At 71.3% G+C, this 26,563-nt stretch carries 21 protein-coding genes and 1 pseudogene; 11 read left to right on the top strand and 11 right to left on the bottom strand.

Annotation, left to right across the window (positions count from 1 at the left end):
* Positions 1–282: 282 nt before the first annotated feature.
* Positions 283–1,080 carry an isocitrate lyase/PEP mutase family protein gene (locus UA74_RS14290; RefSeq protein ID WP_075740669.1) on the bottom strand — a complete coding sequence of 266 codons (798 nt, stop codon included), beginning with the start codon at positions 1,078–1,080 and terminating at the stop codon, positions 283–285.
* A gap of 278 nt (positions 1,081–1,358) precedes the next feature.
* Here UA74_RS14290 and UA74_RS14285 point away from each other — a divergent pair, with 278 nt between their 5' ends.
* Positions 1,359–2,078: an ArsR/SmtB family transcription factor gene (locus UA74_RS14285; RefSeq protein WP_075764533.1), complete on the top strand. Its 720-nt coding sequence runs from the start codon at positions 1,359–1,361 to the stop codon at positions 2,076–2,078.
* Between the two features lie 554 nt (positions 2,079–2,632).
* Here the strand turns inward: UA74_RS14285 and UA74_RS14280 are convergent.
* Positions 2,633–3,247, bottom strand: coding sequence for a winged helix-turn-helix domain-containing protein (locus UA74_RS14280; RefSeq protein ID WP_075740667.1), 615 nt, complete (start codon positions 3,245–3,247; stop codon positions 2,633–2,635).
* A gap of 100 nt (positions 3,248–3,347) precedes the next feature.
* On the opposite strand from UA74_RS14280, the gene def reads away from it, so the two are divergent.
* Together def and UA74_RS14270 are read left to right on the top strand one after the other, a co-directional pair.
* Entirely contained in the window at positions 3,348–4,022 is a 675-nt protein-coding gene (gene def / locus UA74_RS14275; protein ID WP_075740666.1) for a peptide deformylase, read from the top strand.
* Between the two features lie 352 nt (positions 4,023–4,374).
* Complete coding sequence (locus UA74_RS14270) at positions 4,375–5,034, top strand: endonuclease V (RefSeq protein ID WP_198043109.1); 660 nt, start codon at positions 4,375–4,377, stop codon at positions 5,032–5,034.
* A gap of 299 nt (positions 5,035–5,333) precedes the next feature.
* Here the strand turns inward: UA74_RS14270 and UA74_RS14265 are convergent, their stop codons facing one another.
* A complete protein-coding gene (locus tag UA74_RS14265; RefSeq protein WP_075740664.1) occupies positions 5,334–5,786 on the bottom strand; it encodes a GNAT family N-acetyltransferase in 453 nt (150 codons plus the stop codon).
* A 160-nt stretch (positions 5,787–5,946) separates the two neighbouring features.
* Complete coding sequence (locus UA74_RS14260; RefSeq protein ID WP_075740663.1) at positions 5,947–7,158, bottom strand: citrate/2-methylcitrate synthase; 1,212 nt, start codon at positions 7,156–7,158, stop codon at positions 5,947–5,949.
* 91 nt (positions 7,159–7,249) lie between these two features.
* Here UA74_RS14260 and UA74_RS14255 point away from each other — a divergent pair, with 91 nt between their 5' ends.
* Complete coding sequence (locus tag UA74_RS14255) at positions 7,250–8,407, top strand: citrate synthase (RefSeq protein ID WP_075740662.1); 1,158 nt, start codon at positions 7,250–7,252, stop codon at positions 8,405–8,407.
* A 112-nt stretch (positions 8,408–8,519) separates the two neighbouring features.
* Positions 8,520–9,326: an LLM class flavin-dependent oxidoreductase gene (locus tag UA74_RS14250; protein WP_075743811.1), complete on the top strand. Its 807-nt coding sequence runs from the start codon at positions 8,520–8,522 to the stop codon at positions 9,324–9,326.
* Positions 9,327–9,692: 366 nt separating this feature from the next.
* Here UA74_RS14250 and UA74_RS14245 read toward each other — a convergent pair.
* Together UA74_RS14245 and metH are read right to left on the bottom strand one after the other, a co-directional pair.
* Positions 9,693–10,355 (bottom strand): annotated as a pseudogene (locus UA74_RS14245) (HAD family hydrolase); the annotation flags it as partial.
* A gap of 518 nt (positions 10,356–10,873) precedes the next feature.
* Positions 10,874–14,437: a methionine synthase gene (gene metH, locus UA74_RS14235; protein ID WP_075740659.1), complete on the bottom strand. Its 3,564-nt coding sequence runs from the start codon at positions 14,435–14,437 to the stop codon at positions 10,874–10,876.
* Positions 14,438–14,487: 50 nt separating this feature from the next.
* Here metH and UA74_RS14230 point away from each other — a divergent pair, with 50 nt between their 5' ends.
* Positions 14,488–15,393 carry a PAC2 family protein gene (locus UA74_RS14230; protein WP_075740658.1) on the top strand — a complete coding sequence of 302 codons (906 nt, stop codon included), beginning with the start codon at positions 14,488–14,490 and terminating at the stop codon, positions 15,391–15,393.
* Between the two features lie 313 nt (positions 15,394–15,706).
* Here the strand turns inward: UA74_RS14230 and UA74_RS14225 are convergent, their stop codons facing one another.
* The gene (locus UA74_RS14225) at positions 15,707–16,030 is read right to left on the bottom strand and encodes a DMT family transporter (protein WP_075740657.1); all 324 of its coding nucleotides are present in this window, start codon (positions 16,028–16,030) and stop codon (positions 15,707–15,709) included.
* A gap of 37 nt (positions 16,031–16,067) precedes the next feature.
* Positions 16,068–17,222 carry a carboxylate-amine ligase gene (locus UA74_RS14220; protein ID WP_198043025.1) on the bottom strand — a complete coding sequence of 385 codons (1,155 nt, stop codon included), beginning with the start codon at positions 17,220–17,222 and terminating at the stop codon, positions 16,068–16,070.
* A gap of 646 nt (positions 17,223–17,868) precedes the next feature.
* On the opposite strand from UA74_RS14220, the gene UA74_RS14210 reads away from it, so the two are divergent.
* Positions 17,869–18,585 carry a SanA/YdcF family protein gene (locus tag UA74_RS14210; RefSeq protein WP_075740655.1) on the top strand — a complete coding sequence of 239 codons (717 nt, stop codon included), beginning with the start codon at positions 17,869–17,871 and terminating at the stop codon, positions 18,583–18,585.
* 195 nt (positions 18,586–18,780) lie between these two features.
* Here the strand turns inward: UA74_RS14210 and mshC are convergent, their stop codons facing one another.
* Together mshC and UA74_RS14200 are read right to left on the bottom strand one after the other, a co-directional pair.
* On the bottom strand, positions 18,781–20,019 hold the full coding sequence (gene mshC, locus UA74_RS14205) for a cysteine--1-D-myo-inosityl 2-amino-2-deoxy-alpha-D-glucopyranoside ligase (protein WP_075740654.1): 1,239 nt from the start codon (positions 20,017–20,019) through the stop codon (positions 18,781–18,783).
* A gap of 199 nt (positions 20,020–20,218) precedes the next feature.
* Positions 20,219–20,482, bottom strand: a complete 264-nt coding sequence (locus UA74_RS14200) for a hypothetical protein (RefSeq protein WP_075740653.1) — start codon at positions 20,480–20,482, stop codon at positions 20,219–20,221.
* A 375-nt stretch (positions 20,483–20,857) separates the two neighbouring features.
* On the opposite strand from UA74_RS14200, the gene UA74_RS14195 reads away from it, so the two are divergent.
* From UA74_RS14195 to UA74_RS14180, 4 genes are all read left to right on the top strand, one after another.
* Positions 20,858–21,826, top strand: a complete 969-nt coding sequence (locus UA74_RS14195) for an arsenic resistance protein (RefSeq protein WP_083683203.1) — start codon at positions 20,858–20,860, stop codon at positions 21,824–21,826.
* 292 nt (positions 21,827–22,118) lie between these two features.
* A complete protein-coding gene (locus UA74_RS14190) occupies positions 22,119–22,721 on the top strand; it encodes a TetR/AcrR family transcriptional regulator (RefSeq protein WP_198043024.1) in 603 nt (200 codons plus the stop codon).
* A 116-nt stretch (positions 22,722–22,837) separates the two neighbouring features.
* The gene (locus UA74_RS14185; protein WP_232237756.1) at positions 22,838–24,565 is read left to right on the top strand and encodes an MDR family MFS transporter; all 1,728 of its coding nucleotides are present in this window, start codon (positions 22,838–22,840) and stop codon (positions 24,563–24,565) included.
* An 82-nt stretch (positions 24,566–24,647) separates the two neighbouring features.
* On the top strand, positions 24,648–25,646 hold the full coding sequence (locus UA74_RS14180) for a DUF6461 domain-containing protein (protein WP_157434174.1): 999 nt from the start codon (positions 24,648–24,650) through the stop codon (positions 25,644–25,646).
* A gap of 263 nt (positions 25,647–25,909) precedes the next feature.
* Here UA74_RS14180 and UA74_RS14175 read toward each other — a convergent pair whose 3' ends face one another.
* Complete coding sequence (locus tag UA74_RS14175) at positions 25,910–26,395, bottom strand: hypothetical protein (RefSeq protein ID WP_075740648.1); 486 nt, start codon at positions 26,393–26,395, stop codon at positions 25,910–25,912.
* Between the last annotated feature and the right edge of the window lie 168 nt (positions 26,396–26,563).

Here is a 26,563-nt window from a genome sequence, read left to right as displayed (position 1 = left end):
GTCCCGCTCGGCCTCGATCGGCAACCGAGCCGCGCGGCAGTCGAGCCGAGGCCGCCGAGCCGGGGTACGGCCGACGCCGACCCGCCGCCTGGCACAGCCCGCGACCGCAGAAGGCTGCGCCCCGACGCTCCGGTCTCACCGGGCCGCCGCGACACCTCCCGTCGGCGCCCGCCTGCGACGGTCCCGACGAAACACCGGACGACGACACCACGCGGCGCCCGACCGACACCATCCCGTCGGGACCGGACGCACCGGGCAGCACGGCGTCCATCATCGCCGCGCTCAGGCCCGGTGCTCCGCGAAACGGGTGATCTCCGCATACGAGTAGGCCGCCGAGGCGATCGGAGCGCCTTCCCGGAGCGCCACCGCCGTGTCGACGGCCGCGGCCACGGCGGTCCGAAAGAGCAGCGACCCGGTACTGATCCGCCGCACACCCAGCTCGGCGAGGCGGTCGACGCCCAGCCCACCGGGCTGGAACAGTACGTTGAGTGGCACCGGGAGCGCTTCGACGAGGACCGCGACGTCGGCGGGCTCGGTGATCCCCGGCACGAAGACCCCGTCGGCCCCCGCCGCCGCATACCGTCGAGCCCTCACCAGCGCGGCCTGCACCGACGGGGGCTCGGCGACCAGCCAGTGCGTGTCGACCCGGGCGTTGAGGAACAGCGCGGGCGCGCGTGCGGCGATCTCGGCGATCAGCTCGCACTGACTGTCGACGTCGGCGAGCCCGTCCGGGCGGCCGTCCTCGACGTTGACGCCCGCGATGCCGAGAGCGGCGAGCTCGGCAGCCCACTGCGCGACCGCCGTCGGATCGTCGTGCAGACCTGCCTCGATGTCGACGGTGACCGGCACCGGCAGCTCCACCAGCAGCCGGGCCAGCGCCGTGGTCGCGGTGAGCGAGACTCCTCGGCCGTCGGGCAGCCCGACCGAGGCGGCGACGCCGAGGCTGGTGGTGCCGACGGCGGCGAACCCGGCGGCGACCAACGCCGCCCCCGAGGAATGATCCCAGGCGTTGGGCAGCAGCAGGGGCACGGTCCCGTGATGCAGGGCGTGGAACACCCGTGACGCCTCGGTCCGCTTCATCGTCGTCTCCCGTGGTCGTGTCCCCGCGCGCCGGATCGGCGTCGGGTCGCAGCTCGACATGCGGACCAGCGGCGAGGCCTCGTCCCGGATCGAGCACCGTCGAGGCTCCCGGCTCGTCGGCGGTCGACCGCGTGCCCGCAGGCCGCTCCGTTGCGGCTGCGCACCGCGTGGCCCTGCTCTCGTCGCGGCCCGCCTCGTCCTCGCCCGGTCGCTGACTGCGAACGCTAAGGGCGACACGGTTCGGCCGCCGCCGAAGTGTCACGACGCAGAATGGGGTCATGGCTCCTGCGCATCGAGGCGAGGCACTCGCGAACCTGGCAGGCCTGCTCGCCGATCGCAGCCGAGCGGCCATCTGTCTGGCGCTGCTGGACGGCCGGGCGTGGACCGCGATGGAACTGGCAGGCCACGTCGGAGTCGCAGCCTCGACCACGACGGAGCACCTCAACCGCCTGGTGGCGGGCGGGCTGCTCGTCGAACGGCGCCAAGGCAGGCACCGCTACGTCGAACTGGCGAACCCGGCGACCGCCACCCTGCTCGAAGACCTGGTCTCCTGGCTCGGTCCGCTGCCCGAGCGGCCGAGCGGACTGCGGGCGGTCAACGCCGCCGTCGCGACCGCTCGCGCCAGGACCTGCTACGACCATCTCGCAGGGACACTCGGGGTCTCGATCACCGATGCGATGCTCGGCGGCGGGCTGCTCGACACGACGGCAGGCCTCGCCCTCACCGCTGCGGGGCGGGGCTGGCTGGTCGACACGATGGGCCTGTCCGAACAGGTGCTGCGGGCCGGACGCCGCCCCGTGGTGCGGGCGTGCCTGGACTGGACCGAGCGCCGCTCCCACCTTGCGGGCGCCGTCGGGGCAGCCCTGTGTGCACGGCTGCTGGAACAGGACTGGATCCGCCGGGTCCAGCCGGGTCGCGCGGTCCGACTGACCGCCGCCGGGGTGACCGGACTGCACGCGACCCTGGGCCTCGACGCGCGAGCGCTGGGGCTGCACTGATCTGCTCGCACCGGCAGGCCATCGGTGTCGCCGGGTCAGGGCGGACGGCGCGCCGTCGGCGAAGCCGCACCGCACCCGTGGCAGGCCGAGTCGGGTCCGTTGTGGTGTGCCGTCTCGCGTTCCGGCGGGGATCGCCGTCGGAACACCCGTCGATCCGGTCAGGTCGCGGGCCCGCCCTCGGCTCGATCCGGGCCCCGGGATCGCCGCAGGCGCGACTTTCGTCCGCCCCGGCCCGCCTCCGGACGCACCGGGGCGGCATCGGTCGGCTCGGACGCCCGGCTGCGTTGCGGGCCGAGGAAACCGGCACCAGGCGACCCCGTCGCGGCGACCGTCGGGTAGGAAAATCGGCCGCGCGCGGCGGCCGCTCGTAGTCATCAGGCAGGAGCCGAGACCAGCAGGCTGCGACGACGCGATGTCGTCCGAGGGCCGTCGCGCCTACCGTTCGTTAGGCGGGCGCACCTCGACATCCGCCGATGATCAGGTCCGATCCGCGCTCCGGTCGAGACGCCTGCCGCGCGTCATCGCCGCGCGGCGGATCACTTCGCCGTGTCGGATCACTCGGGAGCAGGCTCACCCGAGCCGATCCCGGGCCTTCGCCCGTCGTCGGCCGCCGCGTCCGCGATCAGCGGGAAGAGCCGTGTGATCGCGGCGACCGGCGCGGCCCCCTCCGGGCGGGCCTCCGAGCGCGCGTCTCGGCTGCGATACCGCGCGAGCAGCTCCCGAACGGCGGCGCCCAGCTCCGTCAGCTCCTCCGGCGTCAGATAGACCACGGCGCTGAAGGCCTCGTCCCGCTGCCAGCGAGCCGGGGCCGCCGAGCGGTGTTCCAGCCAACGCCGGTGGCTCTCGTCCTCCAGACCGCGCGCCAGTTCACCGAAGCCCGCCTCCTCGGCGGGCACGACGTCGGGCCGCTCGGTCCGCAGAAGCCGCCACGGTCGCGCCCGCCCGCCCTCGTGCGGGGCCTCTTCGATGTAACCGTGTCGGGCCAGGCTGCGCAGGTGGAAGGAGCACAGCCCTGAGCTGTAGCCGAGCGCCTTGGCCGCCTCGGTCGAGGTCAGGGTCTCGGTGTCCTTCATCAGGTCGAGGAGGGCCGCCCGCACTGCGTGTTCCGGAAGATCGTCGTGGTGTGCCGAGGGGGCCGGGTCGGAGTCGGGGATACCATCACTGCTCACGTTGCAAAGTCTGCTACTTTGCAAAGCACTTGGCAAACTTCGCGGCCCGCGACGACGTCAGCAGCACGCCGGGCCGCACCGCAGAGAGGTGTCGTGCCCCATGACAGTGGGTTCGGATCGTCCCCGCTTCGTCGATCGCCGAGTACGTGTACTGGGCAAGCCGGTCGACGGCGCCTTCCCTCGTCGGGCTCCCGAGGCCGAGCGGGGCTCGGTGCTGCGGGTGACGGTCGTCGGCGAGGAGGTCCTGCATCGTCCGTGCCAGGACGTCGTCGACTTCGGCACGCCGGAACTGACCCGCCTGATCGACGACATGTTCGCGACCATGTACGTCGCCGAGGGCGTCGGCCTGGCGGCGAACCAGGTCGGCGTCGACCTGCGGCTGTTCGTGTACGACATCCCGGACACCAGCGGAGTCCGGCACGTGGGCCACATCGCCAATCCGGTGGTCGAGGACATCCCCGCCCCGGAACGCAGGCTGGCGGACGGCATGGAGGGCTGCCTGTCGGTGCCCGGCCCGTTCATGACGGTGGCACGCCCCGACCGCGCCGTGGTGCACGGCCAGGACATGCACGGCGAACCGCTCACGCTGGAGGGGACCGACTTCTTCGCCCGCTGTCTCCAGCACGAGACCGATCACCTCAACGGCAGGCTCTACATCGACCGGCTCTCCGCGCGCGACCGTAAGGCGGCGCTGCGCGAGATGGCCGAGCGACGCGAGGAGATCTTCGCCGCCAGGGCGGCCCGCGCCGAGGCGCTGAAGGACATGAGTCACTGAAGGACTGCGGGACTGAAGGACTGCGGGGCCGAAGGCTAGCGGCTCTGAAGGGCAGCGGGGCGCACGACGAGGTGACCGGGGAGGACTGCGGGCCGCCCCGCGCGAACGGACCGGGAGCACCAAAGGACCTGACCACGGGACCGGTCCGGCTCTCTGACCGCGAGCAGCGGTCGCGGCACGCTCGGTGCCGGGCAGAATCGGTCTCGGGCGGAGTGTCGCCAGGGGGCGGTGTCCGGCCGGGCCTGCGGGTCCGTCCACCTCGGCCGAGCCGCCAGGAGGAGTCGCCGGCAGGCAGCGCAGCCGCCCGCGAGCACCGTTCACCGGGGCGCACCCGCCTAGCATTCTCCGCGTGATCCAGGTTCGTGATCTTCATCCATGGCCGACGACCGAGGTCGAGGCGCTCGCCGTGCAGGAACGCCTACGGCCGCTGGTCCGGCTGGAAGCGCCCGTCCGCCCGCCGAAGACCGCAGCGGGCCTCGACGTCGCCTACGTCGGCGACGACGGGACGCTGGTCGCCGCCGTGACGGTGCTCGACGTGGCGACGCTGGCCGTGCTCGACAGCGTCGTGGTGCGCGCCACGACGTCGTTCCCCTACGTGCCGGGGCTATTCGCCTTCCGCGAGGCGCCCGCGCTGCTGCGGGCGCTGGAACAGGTGAAGGTGCTGCCGGACGTCCTGGTGTGCGACGGCCAGGGACTCGCCCATCCGCGTCGATTCGGGCTGGCCTGCCATCTGGGCGTGCTGACCGATCTGCCGAGCATCGGGGTCGGCAAGAACTCGCTCGGACCGTACGACCCGCCCGGGAGTGCTCGCGGCGAGTGGACGCCGCTGCTACTGGACGGCGAGGTGGTCGGCCGGACCCTGCGCACGAGGCCGAACGTGAAGCCGGTCTTCGTCTCGGTCGGCCACCGCAGCGACATCGAGGCGGCGTGTGCGCTGGTGCTGCGGCTCACGCCGTGTCATCGACTGCCGGAGACCACCCGCACGGCCGACCGCCTCGGCCGGATCAGCTGATCTCGGCAGCGATGTGCCGCGGTCGGTCGCCGACCGGCCACGGCGAGCCGTGCAGATCGGGGCCGTCTTCTCTCCCGGCGGCCGAATGCCCTGCCCCGCCTGCGGCCCGACACCGCCGCCCGGGAACGCGGACGACGTCGAGGCGGGCGCAGGCACACGCCCTGATCGGGCTTCGCCGCCGGTCTGCGCCAGGCGGGCGGACGACGCCTCGAAGGCGACGAGGTCAAGTGCGGGCCCACGCACGCGCACGCCACCGCCACCGCCACCGCCCGGCGCAGGCCCACAACGGCCGACTGCCGTCAGTCCAGGAGCCGCTCGCCGACGACCTCGCCGTGGAAGATCTGTCCCGTCGGGGTGAAGCCGATGCGACGGTAGAAGCCCTCGGGTCCCGCCGGGTGCACCTCCCACATGACGGTGACGCGCCGCTGTCCCCGGCGACGCGCCTCCGCGCAGAGCTCCTCGACAGCGAATCGTCCATAGCCCCTGCCCTGATGACCCGCCGCGATGTTGAGTCGCCAGATCCCGCACCGGAACAGGTCGACCGGGTTCTCCGGGTCGAAGCCCGCCATCACGAAGCCGACCAGATCCTGGTCGTCGTAGACCAGGCGTGGCCAGGCGGACTGAGGCTGGGTGTAGGCCTCGGCCAGCGAGACCGCGACCGGTGCGACGACCGCTTCCTGATCCGGTTCGACGGTGAGTGCGCAGGCATCCCGAACGTTGTCCGGCGTGACGGGTTCCAGGCGAAGGGGCATGGCCGGGCACGCTAACCGTCGGCACTGACAGTTTCGATCACGCTGAGGCCTGTCGTGTCGGCGCAGCTCCGCCGACACGACAGGCCGCGACGCCGGGACGCCGATCGGCACGCGGGCCGCCAGGCGGGCGCCCCGGCTCGCGCAGACCCCGCGTCGGCCGTCAGCGAATCGGCCGGGCTCCGGTGTAGACGCCGACCGGCCGGAACCGCAGGGAAGGCTCCCGGTACTCCTCGATCGCATGGGCGAGCCAGCCGACGACCCTGGAGACGGCGAAGACGGCCTCACCCGCGTCGGGGCGCATGTCGTAGGCGTGCATCATCGCCGCGAGCGCGAGGTCGATGTTCGGAAAGGCCGACGGGTTCTGACCGCGCAGTCGGTCCGTGACGGTGTCCAGTGCTCGCAGGGCCGGTTCGGCCTCGCCCGACTCGCGCAGCAGGGCGATCAGGAGCTCGGCTCGCGGATCGCGCCGCTGGTAGACCCGATGGCCGAAGCCCGGCACCGTGCCGGAGGTGCGCAGCCGGTCCGACAACGCGTCGACCGGATCGGACAGCGCCTCGCCGAGGAAGCGGTAGGCGAGGCTGCTCGCGGCTCCATGGCGGGGCCCGTCGAGCGCGCCGAGCCCGGCGGAGACCACGGCGTACGGATTGGCCCGCGTGTTCGCCGCGACCCGTGCGGCCACGGTGGACACCGCGAGATCATGATCGGCCAGCAGGATCAGGACCGCCGTGAGCAGTCGGGGGCGCACCGGCCGCGAGGTCAGGACCGGCCACACGCGCAGCGCGACCGTGTCGCCCTGCGGGGCGTCCGGCGCGTGCGCTGCGGCCAGGACGCCGAGCAGCGTCTCCCCCGCGCGGATCACCGACTCCGGGCTCAGCGCGAACCGCAGCGGGTCCAGTGCGCCCAGCGCGACGACGGCGACTCGCAGCCGATCCGTCAGTCGCGCGGTCCTGGGCAGCACCGCGATGGCGGCCTCGGCCGACTCGACGAGATCGGCGGGCGCGGGAAACGGCGGACGGTCGGCGAGGTCGCCGGTCCAGAGCAGATGCGCGACAGACTCGACCGTGGTGGTCGTGGCGAGGTCGACCGCGCGATGGCCCCGGAAGTACAGCTCGTCGTCGGCGATCAGGGTCAGTTCGGTGCGAATCCGCTCGACCGCTCCCGAGGCCTGCCTGCCGTCCCGGCGCCGCTCGGCAAGGCCTTCGACCTCGTCCTGCCGGAACACGCTCCCCCGGCCGCCTCTGGCCCGCACGCTGCGGAGCAGACCTCTGCTGACGTAGGCGTAGACCGTCGCCTCCTTGACGTCCAGGCGATGCGCCACCTCGGAGGTGGTCAAGTAACGCGAATCACCCTCGACGGCAGTGGAGTCGGCCATGACCTGCGATCCTCCCGTGAATGTTGACTGTATCAATATTGACAATACATGACCGCAAAGTCGACAGTGCAGGCAATCAAGGAGGTGCACCATGTCTGTCACGGTGGACGGATCGATCGAGGTTCCGCCGGGTCTGCGTGACGTCGTCGTCACGACGACCGAGATCGGCGACGTTCGCGGGAGAGAGGGCTTCTACCACTACCGGCAGTACTCGGCGATCGACCTGGCCGCGTCCTGCTCCTTCGAGGAGACGTGGTTCCTGCTCCTTGAAGGACGTCTCCCCAGTGCGGCGGAGCTGACGAGCTTCGTCGCGGAGATCGCCCCGCTGCGAGTGCTGCCCGACCAGCTGCGCACACTGCTGCCCTCGATCGCGGCGCTCGGCGCCGCCGCCGATCCGATGTCGGGCCTGCGGACGGCCCTGTCCGCCTTGGGCGCGGCCCATGGACTGCCCGCGCTGTGGGACGCCGCCCCGGATCGACGGCGGGCCGACGCGCTGCTGGTGTGCGCGGTGACCCCGACGATCCTCGCCGCGTTGTACCGACTCCGCGCCTGTCTGGAGCCGATCGAGCCCCGCGCGGAGCTGTCGACCGCCGCGAACTGGCTCGCGATGCTCGGGATCTCCGACCCCGCTCCCGCGCACGTCCGAGCCGTGGAGACCTATCTGATCGCGACCATCGACCACGGCTTCAACGCCTCCACCTTCACCGCCAGGGTCGTGGCCTCGACCGGAGCCGATGTCGCGTCGGCGGTGACCGCCGCGATCGGGGCGTTCACCGGGCCACTGCACGGCGGCGCCCCGGACCGGGCGCTGGACTCCGTCGACGAGATCGGCACCCCCGACCGCATCGACGACTGGGTGCGCGCGAAGGTGCTGGCGGGCGATCGCATCATGGGCTTCGGCCATCCCGTCTATCGCACCGAGGACCCGAGGGCCGTACTGCTGCGGGAGAAGGCACGCGAGTTGGGCGGGCCGTTGGTGGAGTTCGCTACGACGGTGGAACGTCGGGTCGTCGAGATCCTGGCAGAGGTGAAACCAGGACGAGAGCTGTACGCCAACGTGGAGTTCTACGCGGGCGTGGTGATGGAGTTGTGCGGGATTCCGCGCTCGCTGTTCACCCCGACCTTCGCCGTCAGCAGGGTGATCGGCTGGACCGCCAACATCCTGGAGCAGGCCGAGGGCGGCCGGATCATCCGCCCGGCCGCCCGCTACGTCGGCCCGAGCGCACCGCAGCCGCTGCCGCCTCGCTGATCACGACCCCGGTGCACGCCTCGCCGGGTGGGCCTGCGGCGCCTGCCCACCGATCGCCGCAGGCCCGATGCCCGGGGGAACAGGCCGACGCGTGCGGCTGTTGTCACACGACATGACCATCGAGACAGGTGTGTTTCTTCCGTCCTCGTCGCCCCGCCCAGGGCAGCCGATCTCGGTCGAGATCCGGGAGAGCGCACGATTCGCCGAGGAGGCCGGTCTCGACTCGGTCTGGTCCACCGACCACCTGGTGGCGAGCGCTCCGATCATGGACAGCACGGTGGTGCTGGCCACCGCGGCGGCGGTGACCGAGCGGATCACCCTCGGCTTCGGCGTGCTGCTGCCCGCGCTCCGGCCCGCCGCCTGGGCGGCGAAGCAGGTCAGCACGCTGCAACTGCTGTCGGGCGACCGCATCGTGCTCGGCGTGGGCACCGGCAATCCCGAGCACGGCGACATCGGCTGGCGAGCGGCGGGGGTGTCCTTCCAGGACAGGGGCGCGCGCACCGACGAGGCGCTGCGGGTGCTGCCCGGCTTGATCACCGGAGCGGCGACCGTCCTCGACGACGGGACGGCGGTGACCCTGGCTCCGGGATCGACCCTGCCGCCCGTGCTGGTCGCGGGCAACGGGAGACGGGCTCTGCGTCGGGCGGCGGAGTTCGGCGACGGCTGGCTGTCCATCGGAATGTCCGTGGAGCAGGTGGCCTCGGCTCTCGTCTCCCTGACCGAGCTGGCCGAGGAGCACGGTCGGCCGAGCCCGCGCGCGGCGGTCGTCGCTCCCGTGCTGGGCACCGATCCGAGGCAGGCCGCAGACCAGCTCGCGGCGTACGCCGCCGCAGGCACCGAGCGGGTCGTTCTCGCGCCGACCGGGGCGGGCTGGCGACAGGACTACGAGTTCGCCGCAGCGGTGCGGGCAGCGGTCTAGTCGAGCCGGGTCCCCGGCCCCGCTCCGCGCCGGGCGGCTGTGTCGGGTAGTCGGTGTCGGTGTCGGGGGGTCGGGTCGGCAGTCTGGCCCGGCAGTGGCGGCGGGACAGCATCGGTAACGGCCGGGGTCGGTATGGCGTGGTCGGCGACGCCGAGCGCCCGGCAGTCTCACCCGCAGCCGCGCTCAGCTGCCGCCCACTCTCTGCACCGCCCTGCCTGCCTGCCTGCCGCCGCCCGGCCGCAGGCAGGCCGAGTCTCCCCAGCGACCTCGATCAGCAGGCCCCCTGGCCCGGTGACCTTCGGAGCATTCGGGGGCAGCGAGACCACCGGCTCACGCCGTGACCGGGGACCGCTCGACGTCGGCGACTCAGGACGTCATGGCAGGCAGCAGCTCCGAGAGGAGGACGGGATCGACACCGACGAGCGACTCCCGCAGCACGCGGCGCTCCCCTGACTCGACGGGCACCTCACAGGGCACGACGAGCACCGTGCACCCCGCCGCCACCGCCGAGGCGACACCGACCGGCGAGTCCTCGACGGCGACGGCGTCGGCGGGATTCACTCCGAGCGCGGCGGCGGCCTGGAGATACGGGGCCGGGTGCGGCTTGTTGTGCGGCACCTCGTCGCCGAAGACCGCGGCGGCGAACAGTTCGGAGCCGACGGTCTTGAGCGCGACCTCGCCCAGCGAGCGGATCGTGGAGGTCACCAGCGCCATCGGCACGCCGGCGTCGTGGACGGCGTGCAGCGCTTCCTGCGCACCGGGCCGCCAGAGCAGATCGGTGCGGAACAGCTCCCTGGTGAGGTCGGCGACCCTGGTCCCGGCCGAGGCGACCGACTCGGGCGTCACCGGCAGGCCGAGGTCGCCGAGCAGGATTCCCATGCTGTTGCTCATGTTCGAGCCCACCATCGCGGCTCTGGCCTCGGCACTGATCACGCCGCCCAGCTCGGCCGCGGTCTGCTCCAGGGCGATCGCCCAGAGCTTCTCGGAGTCGAGCAGGGTGCCGTCCATATCCCAGAAGACGGCGGCGAGCCGCCCAGGAGATCCAGCGGCGAGCTCCCCAACGGATCCAGCGGCGAACTCCCCATGAGATCCAGCGGCGAACTCCCCAACGGATCCAACGCCGAACTCCCCCGGGGCTCCAGCGCCGAACTCCCCAGCAGATCCACCGGCGAACTCCCCAACAACAGATCCACCGGCGAGCCGCCCCGCCGCTCCGTACTCCTCTTCGGCATCAGCCGGACCGGCTGCGTCGGCGACGCGGAGTTCGACGACCTCGACGACCTCGACGGCGGCGCCGGAGACGTCTGCGGACGGCAGTCGAGCGGCGTCCACGACGGTCGATCCGCCGGGCTCGACAGGAGTGGCGGGGGTGGCAGGGGATTCGGCGACGGCACGCTCGTCGGATTCGGTGGCGGGCCTGGCTCGGCCGTCCTGCGGGGACGGTCGGGTCACGTGTGCTCCTCGGGTCGCGATCACCGGCACACGGCGGCAGGGGCCGAGGATCGAAAACCGCCTCGCGGCTCCTCGGCCCCGTGCGCCGGGCGGGATCAGGTGTTGAAGTAACCGGCCTCGGGGTGGTGGGTGACGATCGCGTCGGTGGACTGCTCCGGGTGCAGCTGGAACTCCTCCGACAGCTTCACGCCGATCCGCTCCGCGTCGAGCAGTTCCACGATCTTCGCGCGGTCCTCCAGGTCGGGGCAGGCCCCGTAGCCGAGGGAGAACCGAGCCCCACGGTAGGCGAGGCGGAAGTACTCCTCGACCTCGGCCGGGTCCTCGTCGGCGAGCGAGCCGCCGGAGGACCAGTGCAGCTCCTCCCGGACGCGCCGATGCCAGTACTCGGCCAGTGCCTCGGTGAGCTGGACGCCCAGGCCGTGCACCTCCAGGTAGTCCCGGTAGGAATCGGTGGCGAACAGCTCGTTGGCGAAGTCGGCGATCGGCTGGCCCATGGTCACCAGGGTCAGCGGCAGGACGTCCACCACGCCCTCCTGGATCGCCAGGTCCCTCGGGCGGAAGTAGTCCGCCAGACAGAGCCGTCGATCCTTGGCCTGGCGGGGGAAGGTGAAGCGGAAGCGCTCCGCCGCGTCCGGCCTCGGCTCGGTGAGCACGACGACCGAGTCGCCGTCGGCGACGCACGGGAAGTAGCCGTAGACCACCGCCGCGTGGGCGAGGATGCCCTCGGTGGACAGCCGGTCCAGCCATTCCCGCAGCCGAGGACGGCCCTCGGTCTCCACCAGCTCCTCGTAGCTGGGCCCGCCGCCGCCCTTGACGCCGCGCAGCCCCCACTGGCCGAGGAAGGTGGCCCGCTCGTCCAGCATCGCCGCATAGCCCGCCAGCGGGATTCCCTTGACCACCCGGCTGCCCCAGAACGGCGGTGTCGGCACCGGGACGTCCGTGGCGATCTCGGATCGCGCGGGCTGCACCACCTCGGCGTCGACGGCGGCGGCCTTGGCCTTGCGCTCCTCGGCGATCCGCCGGGACCGCTCGTGTCGGGCGCGACGCTCGGCGATCCTGGCCTCCTCCTCGGGGTCGGCGATCACCAGGCCGCCCCGCTTCCTGGTCATGATCCGGTCCATCAGCCGCAGGCCCTCGAAGGCGTCCCTGGCGTAGCTGACGTGTCCGGAGTAGACCTCGGAGAGGTCGTTCTCCACGTAGGAGCGGGTCAGTGCGGCGCCGCCCAGCAGCACCGGCCAGCGTTCGCCCACTCCCCTGGTGTTCATCTCCTGAAGGTTCTCCTTCATGATCACCGTCGACTTCACCAGCAGGCCGGACATGCCGATGACGTCCACCCGGTGCTCCTCGGCGGCGTCGAGGATGGCGTTGATCGGCTGCTTGATGCCCAGGTTCACGACCTGGTACCCGTTGTTGGACAGGATGATGTCCACCAGGTTCTTGCCGATGTCGTGCACGTCGCCCTTGACGGTGGCGAGCACGATGCGGCCCTTGCCGTCGGAGTCGCTCTTCTCCATGTGCGGTTCGAGGTGGGCGACGGCGGTCTTCATCACCTCGGCGGACTGGAGCACGAACGGCAGCTGCATCTGGCCGGAGCCGAACAGCTCGCCGACGGTCTTCATCCCGGAGAGCAGCGTGTCGTTGATGATCGCCAACGCGGGGCGCTCGACGAGGGCCGCCTCCAGGTCGGCCTCCAATCCCTTGCGCTCGCCGTCGACGATGCGCCGCTGCAGCCGGTCGAACAACGGCAGAGCGGCCAGCTCCTCGGCCCTGGAGGCCCGCGCGGAGGACGCGGTGGCCCCCTCGAAGAGCTCCATGAGCCGCTGCAACGGGTCGTAGTCCTCCCGCCTGCGGTCGTAGACCAGGTCGAGCGCGACCTCCCGGTGCTCGTCGGGAATCCGTGCCATCGGGAGGATCTTCGACGCGTGAACGATGGCGGTGTCCAACCCGGCCTCCACACACTCGTGCAGGAACACCGAGTTGAGCACCTGCCTCGCGGCGGCGTTCAGTCCGAAGGAGATGTTGGAGATGCCGAGCGTGGTCTGCACCGCAGGATGCAGACGCTTGAGTTCGCGGATGGCCTCGATGGTCTCCACGCCGTCGCGCCGGACCTCCTCCTGACCGGTGGAGATCGGGAAGGTGAGGCAGTCGACGATCACGTCCTCGGTGCGCATTCCCCAGTTCGTGGTCAGGTCGTCGAGGATCCGGGTGGCGATCCGCACCTTCCCCTCGGCGGTGCGGGCCTGTCCCTCCTCGTCGATGCACATGACCACGACAGCGGAGCCGTGTTCGGAGACCAGCTCCATGGTCCGGTGGAAGCGGGAGGTCGGCCCCGTGCCGTCCTCGTAGTTCACCGAGTTGACGACGCAGCGCCCGCCGAGGCGTTCCAGCCCCGCGCGCAGCACCTCCGGCTCGGTGGAGTCGAGCATGACCGGCAGCGTGGACGCGGTGGCGAGCCTGCCCGCGAGTTCGCTCATGTCGGCCGCTCCGTCGCGGCCGACGTAGTCGACACAGAGATCGAGCAGGTGAGCGCCCTCCCTGGTCTGCGCGCGGCCGATCTCGACGCAGTCGTCGAAGCGGCCGTCGAGCATCGCCTCCCGGAAGGCCTTCGAACCGTTGGCGTTGGTGCGCTCGGCGATCATCAGGACGCTGGCGTCCTGCCGGAAGGGCACCGCCTGGTAGAGCGAGGCCACCCCCGGTTCGGGGCGAGGCCTGCGCGGCGCAGGGGTGAGCCCGGCGACGGCGTCCACGACCGCCGAGATGTGCGCGCCGGTCGTGCCGCAGCAGCCGCCGACGAAGCCGACCCCGAACTCCGTCACGAAGCCCGCGAGGGCCTGGGCCAGCTCCTCCGGGCCCAGCGGATACTCGGCGCCGTCGGGACCGAGCTGCGGGAGTCCCGCGTTGGGCATCACCGACAGCGGAATCCTGGCGTACTGGGACAGCTGGCGGAGGTGCTCGCTCATCTCGGCCGGACCGGTGGCACAGTTCAGGCCGATCAGGTCGATCCCCAGCGGTTCGAGTGCGACCAGGGCGGCGGTGATCTCGCTGCCGAGCAGCATGGTCCCGGTGGTCTCCACGGTGACCTGGGCGATCACCGGGACGGTGATGCCCTCGTCGAGCATGGCCCGCCGCGCCCCGAGCACGGCCGCCTTGGTCTGCAGCAGGTCCTGACAGGTCTCGATCAGGATGGCGTCGGAGCCGCCGGAGAGCAGCCCCCGTGTCTGTTCGGCATAGGAGTCGCGCAGCGTCGCGTAGGTGACGTGCCCGAGCGTGGGCAGTTTGGTCCCCGGACCGACCGAGCCGAGCACGAACCTCGGCTTCTCCGCCGAACTGAACTCGTCGGCCGCCCCCCGCGCCAGGGCCGCACCGGTATGCGCCAGTTCTCGAATACGGTCGGCAATGTCGTAATCAGCCAGATTGGCGAGGTTTGCCCCGAAGGTATTGGTCTCGACTGCATCGGCACCGGCCTCAAGATATCCTCGGTGCACCGCGCGAACGACATCCGGCCGAGTGACATTGAGGATTTCGTTACAGCCTTCCAGCCCCGCGAAATCATCCAGTGTGAGCGGCCAGGACTGCAGCATCGTCCCCATGGCCCCGTCGGCAACCAGGACCCGGGCGGAGAGGGCGTCCAGAAACGGCGACGTGACACGATCCGACATGCGCCCAGCCTACGGTCTTCAGCCTAGGGCCAGGGTCGTAGTCTTGAGCGGTGACCGACCCGGAATTGAGCGCTGACGAGGCTGAGGCGACGCCGCCGACCCTGACCGATCCGGTACTCGTGGCCGCGTTCGAGGGTTGGAACGACGCTGGTGACGCGGCTAGTACCGCTATCGAGCACCTACAACTCGCCTGGGATGCCACCCCCCTGTTCGAGCTCGATCCCGATGACTACTACGACTTCACGGTGACTCGACCCACCATCCACCTGGTGGACGGTGTCACCCGACGAGTTGAGTGGCCTACGACGAGGATGACTGTCTGCCGTCCTCCGGGTGCAGCCCGTGACGTCGTTCTGCTCCACGGTATCGAGCCGAACATGCGCTGGCGATCGTTCTGCGCCCGCCTCGTCCAGGAGATCGAGAAGCTCGGCGTCACGACCGTCATCACCCTCGGCTCCCTTCTCGCCGACACCGCGCACACCCGGCCGGTGCCGATCACCGGCAGCGCCTATGACAGCGAGGCCGCGACGCGTTTCAACCTCGAACGCTCTCGATACGAAGGCGCTTCGGGCATCCTTGCGGTGTTCCACGACTACTGCGTGCAGGCAGGCATTCCCGCCGTCTCCTTCTGGGCCGCGGTGCCGCACTACGTCTCGCAGGCACCCGCGCCCAAGACGACACTGGCCCTGCTTCGCCGCGTAGAGGACGTCCTCGACATCGAGGTTCCGGTCGGCAGCCTCCCCGAGCAGACCGAGGAATGGGAGCAGACCGTCTCGGAGATGGCCGACGAGGACGAGGACGTCGCCAACTACGTACGCGCCCTCGAAGAGCGCGGGGACGAGATCACCCTCACCGAGGCCAACGGCGACGCCATCGCCGCCGAGTTCGAGCGCTATCTGCGGCGACGACACCGTGGCGGCTGGGGCTCCGGCGGCAAGGCAGGCGGCTCCGTCTGAGCGGCGGGTCGGCCGAGCGGGCGGGCCGGCTGAGCAGGCGGCTCCGTCTGAGACCGTCCCGGCTGCTCGCAGGGCAACTCGACACGGCCAGGCCGGGCTCCTGCCACGACGACGTCGTGCGCCTGCTGCTACTCAGCGGCGGTGTCGGCCCCGACGACTGCGAGACGGCCCGGCGCTCCGGGCAGACAGCGCAGTCCGCGGCAGGCCGGGCCGACACCGGCCCGCCGCGACCGCCTGAGGACCTCGGAGGTTCACCACGTGCGAAAGCCCACCGGCGCGACGGCCGTCGGGCGCCAGGCCGGGTCGGCGGCGATCAATGGGCGGCCCCCAGCTCCAAGGCGAGGACTCCCCCGATGATCGCCACGATCCCCAGGCTCTGCACCCAGGTCATCCCGTCACCGAGGAAGACCGCGCCGATCACCGCGACCAGGGCGACCCCGGCGCCCGCCCAGATCCCGTAGGCGATCCCGAGCGGAACCCCGTGGATCAGGGTCCTCGAGAGCAGGAAGAACGCGGTGGCATAGCCGACCACGGTGATGATCGACGGGATCAGTCTGGTGAACCCCTCGGACAGTCGCAACGAGATCGTCGCCGTCACCTCGGTCACGATGGCGAAGGACAACAGCAGGTAACCCACGGCGACGCTCCTGAATCCTGGACAAACGTCCAGCACTCTAGTCGATCGGCGCTGCGGACTCCTCAGTCCGGCGGCGCCGCAGGGCCGCCTGCTCCTCGTCCGCCGTCGCGGCCCGGCCCGCCAGCAAGTCGACGAGATCCCGAGAGGACCCCCGCCTGCCGAAGGCGGCGCGCTGGCGGGCGGCCGCCGAACCCCGCCGCCGAACCGAGGCGAGCAGCTCCGCCACGAGGAGCTCGTCGCCCATCGCGACCAGTCCGGGCCGTGCCCAGGCGAGCATCCGGTCGATCAACAGTCTCGCGGGCAGCAGCTCCCCGGTCGCCGGATCGAGGCCCATGCCGTCCACCCCGTCGCGCGCGGCCCGCCAGAGCGCGAGCCGCAGCGTCGAATCGGCGGCAGGCGGCGCGGGCAGGCCTGCGTCGATCCTGGCCAGCGCGGTCGCGGCCAGGCCCCGCACGACCAGCGCGAAGAGCACCGCGTCCTCGACGGTGGGCATGACGTCGGCCACGCGGATCTCGATGGTGGGCAGATGAGAGGAGGGCCGGATCATCCAATAGACCATCCCCTGGTCCAGCGCGGCACCCGAGCGCAACAGCTCCCGCACCGCAGCCTGGTACTCCGCCACCGAGCCGAACATCGGCGGCGGGCCGCCGGAGGGCACCTGCCGCCACAGGACGCTGCGCCAGCTGGCGTGTCCGGAGTCGCGCCCTCGGAAGTACGGCGAATTGGCGCTCAGGGCGAGCAGACCCGGCAGGAAGGCGCGGAGCTGATCGCTCACCGCGACCGCGTGATCGAGGTCGGGCATCCCGATGTGCACATGACAGCCGCAGGTGAGCAGGCTCTCCATGACTCCGCCCAGCTCATGGGCGATGCGTCGGTACCGACGGGTCTCGGTGAGCGCGTACGGGAGGCTCGGCTCGTGAATCGGCACGCCGCAGGCCAGTAACGTCTGTCCCGCCCGCTGCGCGGCGGCGACCAGTTCTCGACGGCCCTGGCCCAGGCGCCCCGCCAGCTCGTCGGCGGTCCGGCACACCGGGGAGACCGACTCCACCTGGAACTCGGTGATCTCGGCCGCGTACTCGACCTCCCCCGCACGCGCCGTCCGAAGTACTTCGGCAGCCCCCGTGGTGCACCGCCCCGTACGGCTGTCGACGAGGAAGAACTCCTCCTCGACACCGAAGGTGAGCGGTTCCACCGACGGCGGTCGCTGAACAGGGAGTCCACCCGAAAGGCCACCGTTGGCACCGGTGGCGATGGGCGTGATCCGTCGGCCGTCCGCTGTGAACGTCATCGCAGGTGAACCAACCCCTCGCTTATCGGCCTGGCCGGCCGGGGGGATGAGCAGAAGATCTCCATGGTCTGCCCTGTGTTGCCGAGCCGGCTACGGTCGGCGATCGTTGTCACCCGGGTGACACGCCGCGTGCGGCCGGAAGCACCAGTGGTCGTCGTCCCACCGGCGGCCTGCCGTCGGCACACCGCCCCGGGCCCGGCAGCGCGGTCTGGGCGGGCGGGACCTCGCGCAGCCCGCACGCGATTCGACCCGCCTCGGGCGGACCGCCCGCGCCGACGCCGACAGTCCCGTCTTTCGCCGAGAAGACATCCGACGCACCGGGCTCCGGCACCGTCGACCCGGCCGAGTTCCAGGGTAGTCCTGCCGGCAGCCGGGCCGGTCGGATCGGCGGCGACACCGCACGAGCACGCACACCCACCGGGCGTGCCTGCCCGACCATCCGCAGCCCGCGGTCCGCACAAGATCATGAATGTCGCCAGGCACACAGAGCGCGAACGAACGGGCATGGGTTTAATCGATCTCGTAGGACTTCTCACGAGGGGCGGGCACCATGCGACGGCGTTGGCGATGGGCACTGGCGGGCACAGCCGCCCTGGCGGTACTGCTGGGCACCCCCGCGGCCTGGGCCTACGGCAGCAGCGCAGGCCGGATCGTCGACCCCGACGACGCACCGGAGACGGATGTCGCGCTGGTCCTCGGTGCGGGCGTGCGTCCAGAGGGCAGACCGTCCCGGCTGCTCGCCGGGCGGCTCGACGTGGCGGCCGAGCTCTACCACGAGGGCGTCGTGCGTGTGCTGCTGCTCAGCGGCAGCGTCGGCCCCGGCGACTACGACGAGCCGGGCACGATGCGGGACTATCTCGTCCAACGCGGTGTCCCTCAGGAGGCGATCGTCGAAGACCCGTCGGGCAACGACACCTGGGAGTCGTGCGTGCGCACGCGAGACGTCTACGGCGTGCGGGAGCTGATCGTGATCAGCCAGCGGTTCCACCTGCCCCGCGCGGTGGCCCTGTGCAGGTCGGCCGGGCTCGACGTCCACGGCGTTCCGCACGAGTCCGGCCAGACCAACCCGGGCGGTACCCGCTTCGGGTATCTCCGTGAGACCGGCGCCCGGCTGCCCGCGATGATGACCGCGCTGTTCAAGAGCCCCGAGGAGGTCATCGAGGCCGACCCGGACTCGGCGGTCACCGACGCGCTGGCCGCGTCCGCCGTCGCCTCGGCAGGCGCCCCGCCCCGGCCGCCCACGACGGAGGGTCGCGAGGCCGAATGATCGAAAACACCGAGGGTGACACCTCCGCTGCCGTCCCGAGGCCCTGACACCGCGAGGTAGGTGCTCCTCGCCGCAGCCCGCACCTCGCCCGGTGTCAAGGCGCGGCACGACCGCCCTGCCCGGCCTGCGGTGACCTGGCTCCGGGCCGGCGAGGGTCCCGCCGAAGCGAACAGATGCGACGGCGGCCAGGGTGCGTTACAGGGCGACGCCGAGCAACGCGTCGACGGACTGTCTGATCAGCGCAGGCGCGGCCGGGTCGGTGCCTCGGCGGGTCAGGGCCCCGTCGGCCCAGGCGTCGAGCGCGGCCAATGCCCTCGGCGTGTCGAGATCATCGGAGAGGTGATCCCGCAGGCGAGCCAGGACGGGCTCGGCAGGCGGCCCCTCGGCCAGCGCGACCGCAGCACGCCACCGCTCGGCGCGCGCCCGGCCTGCGTCGAGCACCGCGTCGGTCCACATCCGGTCGCTGCGGTAGTGCGAGTCCAACAGGGCCAGCCGCAACGCCGCCATGTCGACGCCGTCACCACGAAGCCGGGACACGAACACGAGGTTGCCACGCGACTTGGACATCTTCTCGCCGTCCAGGCCCACCATGCCGGTATGGGAGTAGTGCCGGGCGAACGGCCGCTCACCGGTCAACGCCTCCGCGTGGGCGGCGCTGTACTCGTGATGCGGGAAGATCAGGTCCGAGCCGCCGCCCTGGACGTCGAAGCCCATGCCGAGATGTCTGCGGGCGATCACCGAGCACTCGACGTGCCAGCCGGGCCTGCCCGGCCCCAGCTCGGACTCCCAGGACGGCTCGTCCGGCCGGGCCGTCCGCCACAGCAAGGCGTCCAGGGGGTGCCGCTTGCCCTTGCGATCCGGGTCGCCGCCGCGCTCTGCGAAGAAGCCGAGCATCTGCGCCTCGTCGTAGTTCGACTCGTAGCCGAAATGCCCGCTGGCGCGGTGGTCGAAGTAGACGTCCGGGTACTCCTCGTCGTCGACTCGGTAGGCCGCTCCGGAGGCCAGGAGTTCGAGCACGGCCTCCGAGATCTCTGGCACCGACTCCACCGCGCCGATGTAGTGCCGGGGCGGCAGGACTCGCAGGGCCTCCATGTCCTCGCGGAACAACGCCGTCTCGCGCATGGCGAGGACCACCCAGTCCGTCTGGTCCCGGATCGCCCGCTCCAGCAGCGGGTCGTCGACGTCGGTGACGTTCTGCACGTAATGGACGTCGTGACCGTTGTCGAGCCAGATCCGGTGCACCAGATCGAAGGTCAGGTAGGTGGCGGCGTGACCCAGATGCGTCGCGTCGTACGGAGTGATGCCGCAGACGTACATCCGGGCGGTCGCGGACGGCGCGGTGGGTCGCACCTGCGCCGAGGCGGTGTCGTAGAGCCGCAGGGGACGAGGTGTGCCGGGCAGGGCGGGCACCGGGGCCGACGACCAGGTTTCCATGCGTTCGACCCTATGCGCGACGGGCGACGACCAGGCTGCCGGGTCGACCGCCGTCCCGCGATCTGGTCGTCGCCGTCCTCGAACTCGTCACGGCGAGCCGGGTCCGGGCGCAGTCGGTCGGACCGATCAGCCGCATCCCGTCGGGAGGCAGGCCGGATCTCGGCGACCGCCCGGGGCGAGGCCCTGGCGAGACCCGGAGTCAGAGTCGGGAGCGAATCTCGGCGATCAACTCCACCTGACGCAGGTAGTCGCCGCCGTCGACCGCGAAACCGAGCTCGTCGGCCCCGGCCTCGACGTAGGCGGCGACCCGCTCGGCCGCCCCTGCGGGGCCAGCGCGGCCGTGCCGACCGTGTGCATCGCAGCGAGCGGCCGGGCGACCGAGAAGGTCGCAGTCTCCGTAGTGCGCGGCGTCGTCTCGCGAGCCGTGTCGTTGGCGAAGCTGATCACGGGTGATCCTTCGCATTAATTTTCATCATCGCTGAAGCAATGGGGATCATCGTGTCGGCCGACGATCGGTCGCGCCGCCCCGCACGGCCCCTCCAGCGCTCGGACCCCGGATGATCCCGGCGCTCTACCCTCCACACGCAGGCCCGGCGCGGAGCCGGATCAGACATCGACTGTGGAGGCGAGCGCGGCGAGGAGACGGCGGCGGACACATCCCCCTGCGTCACCACGGCCGCCGTCGACCGACGCGGCGAAACACCAGCCGAGCACCGGATGACCCGACCAGGGTCGAACGTCGATCGGCGCCGGGACGGATCATCCGCCCGGCAGCAGGCCGGACGGCGAACGAGGAGTTCTCGACGTGGCAGGAGATGCGGCAGTACTGGTCGCGCGGATGGAGCGGCACCAGGTCGCCGTCTATCTGACGGCGATGGCGGCGGGCGCGATCGCAGGCTGGACCGTCCCCTCCGTCGGGCCTCCGCTGGAACACGCGATCAACCCGGTGCTGGGCGCCCTGCTGTACGTGACCTTCCTTCAGGTGCCCTCGACCGAACTGCTGCGGTCCTTCCGGGCAGGACGCTTCCTCGCCGCCACGCTGGTGGTGAACTTCGCAGTGGTGCCGCTGGTGGTCGCCGCGATGTTCCTGCTGCTGCCCGCCGACCAGGCGATCCGCCTCGGCGTGCTGCTGGTGCTGCTGACCCCGTGCGTGGATTACGTGATCGTGTTCTGCGGCCTGGCGGGCGGCAGCGGCCGACGACTGCTGGCGGCCACGCCGCTGCTGCTGGTGCTGCAGATGGCGCTGCTGCCGCTGTTCCTCCTGCTGTTCCTCGGCCCGGACCTCGCCGATGTGGTGGAGGTCGGACCGTTCGTGCAGGCGTTCGTCGTGTTGATCGTCATCCCCCTCGCGGCGGCCTGGCTCACGCAGGCCTGGGCCGCTCGCAGGCCCGCCGGGCAGGCCGTCCAGGCAGGCGCGAGCGCCGCGATGGTGCCGCTGATGGCGGCGACCCTGGCGACGGTGGTGGCCTCGCAGGTGCCTGCCCTCAGCGGCGATCTCGCAGGCGTGATCGTCGTGGTGCCGTTCTACCTGGCCTTCCTGGTGGCGATGCCCTTCGCCGGGCTCGCCGTGGTCCGGCTCTTCCGGCTGGACGCGCGGTCCGGCCGGGCGGTCGTGTTCAGCGGCGCGACCAGGAACTCCCTTGTCGTGCTGCCCCTGGCACTGGCGCTGCCCGACGCGCTGGCCGTCGCGGCGTTGGTCGTGGTCGCACAGACCCTGGTGGAGGTGGTGGGCATGGTGGTCTACGTCCGCGCGATCCCCCGCCTGCTGCCCGCCCGCCCCGAGGCGCCGCCGACCGCTGAGGTCTGACCCGCCCCGCAGGGCCCCGCCGGTGGCCGACGTCTGCACGGACCGCGGGGCCGTCGCGAGCCAACCACCGCCCGGCCGCATCGGAACTCCACTGGGTCGAGCCGAGGTCGTTCTGCGCCGAGCCGGACGAGCAGCCGCCACGAACGGCCGAGGCACCCCACCGTAGATGCGACAGAGTGCCACCAGATCGGCCGAGACCTGGTCAATCAGCCCCCACAACGTGTTCGCACTCACTCATTAGGGTGAGATTTGCAGGTTGTGCAGAATCTGCATGTCGTGCACGCTTGACGTCATGGGGGACAGCACCACGGGTGAGGGATTGCGGGCGCGGCGCCGACGCGAGACAAGTGACCGCATCCAGCAGGCCGCGCTGGCCCTCGTACTCGAGCACGACTTCGACCGCGTCACCGTCGAGCAGATCAGCACCCGCGCGGGCGTGTCCGTCCGTACCTTCTTCAACTACTTCCCCAGCAAGGAGACGGCGCTCATCCAGGGTCCGCCGCCGATTCCCGAGCAGGCCAGGGCGCTGTTCGTGGCGGGCACCGGCGACGTGCTGGCCGATCTGACGTCACTCTTCGCGGCGCAGAGCGACGAGATCGAGGCCAGGCGGGCCACGATGGAGTCCTTCCATCAGGTCGTCCGGGACAACCCGCAGCTCGTGCCGCTCCAGTTGCAGCGGTTCCACCAGTTCGAACTCGAGCTCGGTGAACTGCTCGGCGCGCGCCTCGGCCTCGACGACGAGGACGACACCGCCCGGCTCGCCGCCGCCGTCGTGCTCGCCGCCGTCCGGGTGGGCATGGAGCGCTGGTCCCGAGACTTCGACTCCTCCCCCGCCGCCGAGGTCGCCCGTGCACTGGCCGATCTCCGCGCGCTGTGGGCATCGATCGTGTCCTGAACCCCTCCGCCGATCCTCGTCGTGGTCGGCGATCCCGCGCCGATGCCGTCGCAGCCGGCAAGTCCTCGCGTCGTGATCCACCGACGCGTCTCGTCGTGTCCGAACAGGAGAATCTCGTGAGTCAGACCGTCGTGGAGTCCCCTCCGCCGCCGCCGGAGAAGCAGAACGAGTCGGAGCGGCCGGTCCAGGGCTTCGGCTGGATCTATGCGGCCCTGATGGTCGTGATGCTGCTGGCCGCCCTCGACCAGACCATCATCGCCACCGCGCTGCCCACCATCGTCGGGGAGCTCGACGGGGTCAGCGCGATGGCGTGGGTGGTCACCGCCTACATCCTCGCGGTCACGATCGCGATGCCGGTCTACGGCAAGATGGGCGACCTGCTCGGCCGACGCAATCTCTTCCTCGGCGCCATCGTGCTGTTCGTCCTCGGGTCGGCCCTGTGCGGGTTCGCGCAGAACATGGGGCAGCTCATCGCCTTCCGCGGACTGCAGGGCATCGGCGGCGGCGGCTTGATGATCATGTCGCAGGCGATCATCGCCGACCTGGTCCCCGCCCGCCAGCGCGCCAAGTTCATGGCGCCGATGGGGGCGATCTTCGGTGTCTCGGCCGTCGTCGGGCCGCTGCTCGGCGGGTACTTCACCGACAGTTCGAGCTGGCGCTGGGCCTTCTGGATCAACCTGCCGCTGGGCATCGCGGCGCTGGTGATCTCCTGGCTCGGCATCCGGCTGCCCAAGCGCAGCAGCCGGGTCCAGGTGGACTTCCTCGGCATCGGCCTCATGGCGATCGCGGTGACGTGTCTGACGCTGTTCGCAAGCTGGGGCGGCACCCGCTACGAATGGGGTTCGCCGCAGATCCTGGGGCTCGCGGCGGGCACCGTCATCGCGGGTGCACTGTTCTGCCTTGCCGAACGGTTCGCCGCCGACCCGGTCATCCCGCTGCGGCTCTTCCGCAACAGCATCTTCACCGTCTCCACGATCCTCGGCCTGCTGGTCGGCCTCGGGATGTTCGCGGCGATCAGCTACATCCCGACCTACCTGCAGATGGTCTACGGCGCCAGCGCGACGGAGTCCGGTCTGCTCGTCATCCCGATGGTCGTGGGCATGCTGATCTCCGGCATCGGCTCCGGTTTCGCGATCAGCAAGACCGGGCGCTACAAGGTCTTCCCCATCGTGGGCACCGCGATCACGACGGTGGCGCTGTTCCTGCTGTCGACGATGGAGATCGACGACCCGGTGGCCCTGGTCTGTCTGTACCTCGCCCTCGTCGGCTTCGGCATCGGCCTGGTGATGCAGGTCCTGGTCCTGGCCGTGCAGAACTCGGTGAGCCCCGCCGAGATCGGCACCGCGACCTCCAGCAACAACTTCTTCCGCGAGATCGGCGCCACGCTGGGCGTGTCGGTGGTCGGATCGCTGTTCAGCAGCAGGCTCACCGCGCAGCTGGACCAGAACCTCCCGCAGGGAGCCGACATCGAGGTCCCGCATGTGGAGTCGATCACTCCCGCCATCGTGGCCGGGCTGCCAGAACCCCTCCAGGACGCATTCGTCGTCTCCTATGCGAACGCTCTCACCCCGGTGTTCCTTTACCTGGTACCGGTGTTCCTCTTCGGGACCGTGCTGGCGCTGTTCCTCAAGGAGAAGCCGCTGGCCGCCACCGCGCCCGGCCTGCACGGCGACTCGACCGGGACGCCGACAGCGGCACCGGGACAGCCGGGTGCATCCTCGGATTCCGAGGACGCGCCGGGGCCGGTGGCCGGTGCTGTCGTCGGGTCCGCCACCCCCGCAGAGGAGAGCACCGGGCTGGTCCACTCGGAGCAGCCGCGCACGACGGCCGGCGACGAACAGTAGTCCAGTCGGCACTATCCTCGCGCACGACCACGCCTTGGCGGGCCGGTGCCGACCGGCCACCGCGATCCTGGAGAACACGCAGATGAACGACGAGACCAGAACCCAGGCCGAGCACAGCTGGCCCGCCGGAACGGGCGGCAGGCCGGGGTTCTGCTTCTCCTTCGTGCGCGAGACGCTGCCCGAGCAGGCCCTGTGCCTGCTCGGCGGCGTCGAGGACGACATCGTCGTGGCGACCCAGGAGCGAGGGCTTGAGCTGACCAGGTCCTTCGACCTGGGCTACCCCGAGGTGGCGCGCGCGGTGCGGCTCGGCTCCTGGACGGTGCTGATGGAGATCGACGGCTTCCAGGGCACCCGGCGGGAGGTGCTGCGGGGTCTCTCGACCGGCGGGGAGGCCGTGTCGGTGTTCCGGGATGCGGGAGACACCGGTCAGATCACGCACGCGGTGGACGGCGTGGTGCGCACCTGCTTCGACCAGCTCGCCCCCGACCGCCGCTGGGGCGCCGAGCCGGACGCCCTGGTGGATGCGATGGCCTCGGTCGGCCTGCACGACCAGGGCCGAGGCGCCGCGGCTCCCGCCGTCGACCCGGACTCGGCGGCGCTGGCACTCGTCGAACGCCTGACCGGTGTGCGACTGACGGAGGCCGACACCACCGGACATCTGCTCACCGTGCCCTTCCACGCTCCGCTACCCGACGCCCGTCCGTCGCTGCGACTCGCCGCCCTCGAGCCGCACGCCCCCGAGGCGGCGGCCAGGCTTGCGGAGAAGAGCAGGCCGACGTCACGCGGTGAGCTGATCGAACTGGTCCGGGGCATGGCCGAGGGCGCAGGACTGAACGACTCCGAGGCCCTGCGCAGAGCGCTGGCCGAGGCCGAGGCGGGCCACGAGGTGGCGCTGGATCGGGGTTCCCCGGTGTACGAGCAGGTGCTGGCCTGGCAGGTGGATCAGCAGCGGGCCCGTCGATCGACGGGGCTGCCCGCGGAGACCCGGCTCGACGCCGAGGCCCGAGCCGCGATCCGGGCACGTCACGAGGTGGGGCTGGCCGTGCGAGACGCCCTCGCGGTACTCAACAAGGTGCGCTGAGGACGGCGATGTCATACCGGCCTCGGTGACGATGAGGCCCGCGTGATGCGGCGACGTCGGCCCGCGCCGCCGACCACGGCTGACGCGAGAGGCGAGACCCGACCGGCGGGCGCGGCGCAGGCAGGCGGTCGTGGTGGCCCGCTGCGCGGCAGTCGGCGGGACGGGCGGAGCAGGCCGGTCCGGCATGCCGCCGACACGGGGTGGCGCGACGGTCGGCCCTGCGGCACGGGCCCCGACGACGGCAGGCCCCCAGGAGTGATCCGTCAACGGCGCCGGGTGAGAACCGCATAGAGCAGCAGCGCCGCCAGCGGCAGGCCGGTGAACGCGAGTTCCGGCAGGTCCATGCCGAACACCAACACCCACCAGCCCTGATCGGTGCCGCCCGCACCCGGAGCGACCAGCGCGCCCAGCCAGGTCGCCGCCCCGTACAGGAGGGCGAACGGCTGATCCTGATACATCAGAAGGACCGCTGCGATCAGCAACATCACGGCGGGGGCGCGTCGGGACGCGGTTTCCGCTCCCTTCATCGGTCCTGGCGCGCCGCCGGGTGACGACGAGGCCGCAGAGCCTGCTTCCCACCCAGACCGGACCGACGGCGTCGTCGTCCGTCTGTCGCCCGCGCCGTCCTGGTGCGGCAACCACTCGGCGGTTCCGCCCGGCCCGACCCGACGCCAGGCCCGCTCCGTCGGATCGACCGCGCGTGCCTCGCCGGAACAGCCCTCCTCGGTGCGCTCTCGCAACCCGATCATCTGTTCGCTCCCCTCACCGGCTCCAGGGAAACGCTATGAGCGGCAGAGGTTCCTGGTCGATGACGACACCACCCCAAGGCGGGGTGGTGCTACCACCACCCCACCTGTGGTGCCTCCCCGCTGTCCGGCCGTCCCACCCGCCTCTAGATTCACGATGGTCATCACAGA

Source organism: Actinoalloteichus fjordicus, assembly GCF_001941625.1.
Lineage (GTDB): Bacteria > Actinomycetota > Actinomycetes > Mycobacteriales > Pseudonocardiaceae > Actinoalloteichus_A > Actinoalloteichus_A fjordicus.
The sequence above is the reverse complement of the archived record's forward strand: the minus strand, read 5'-3'. Positions and strand labels throughout refer to the sequence as shown.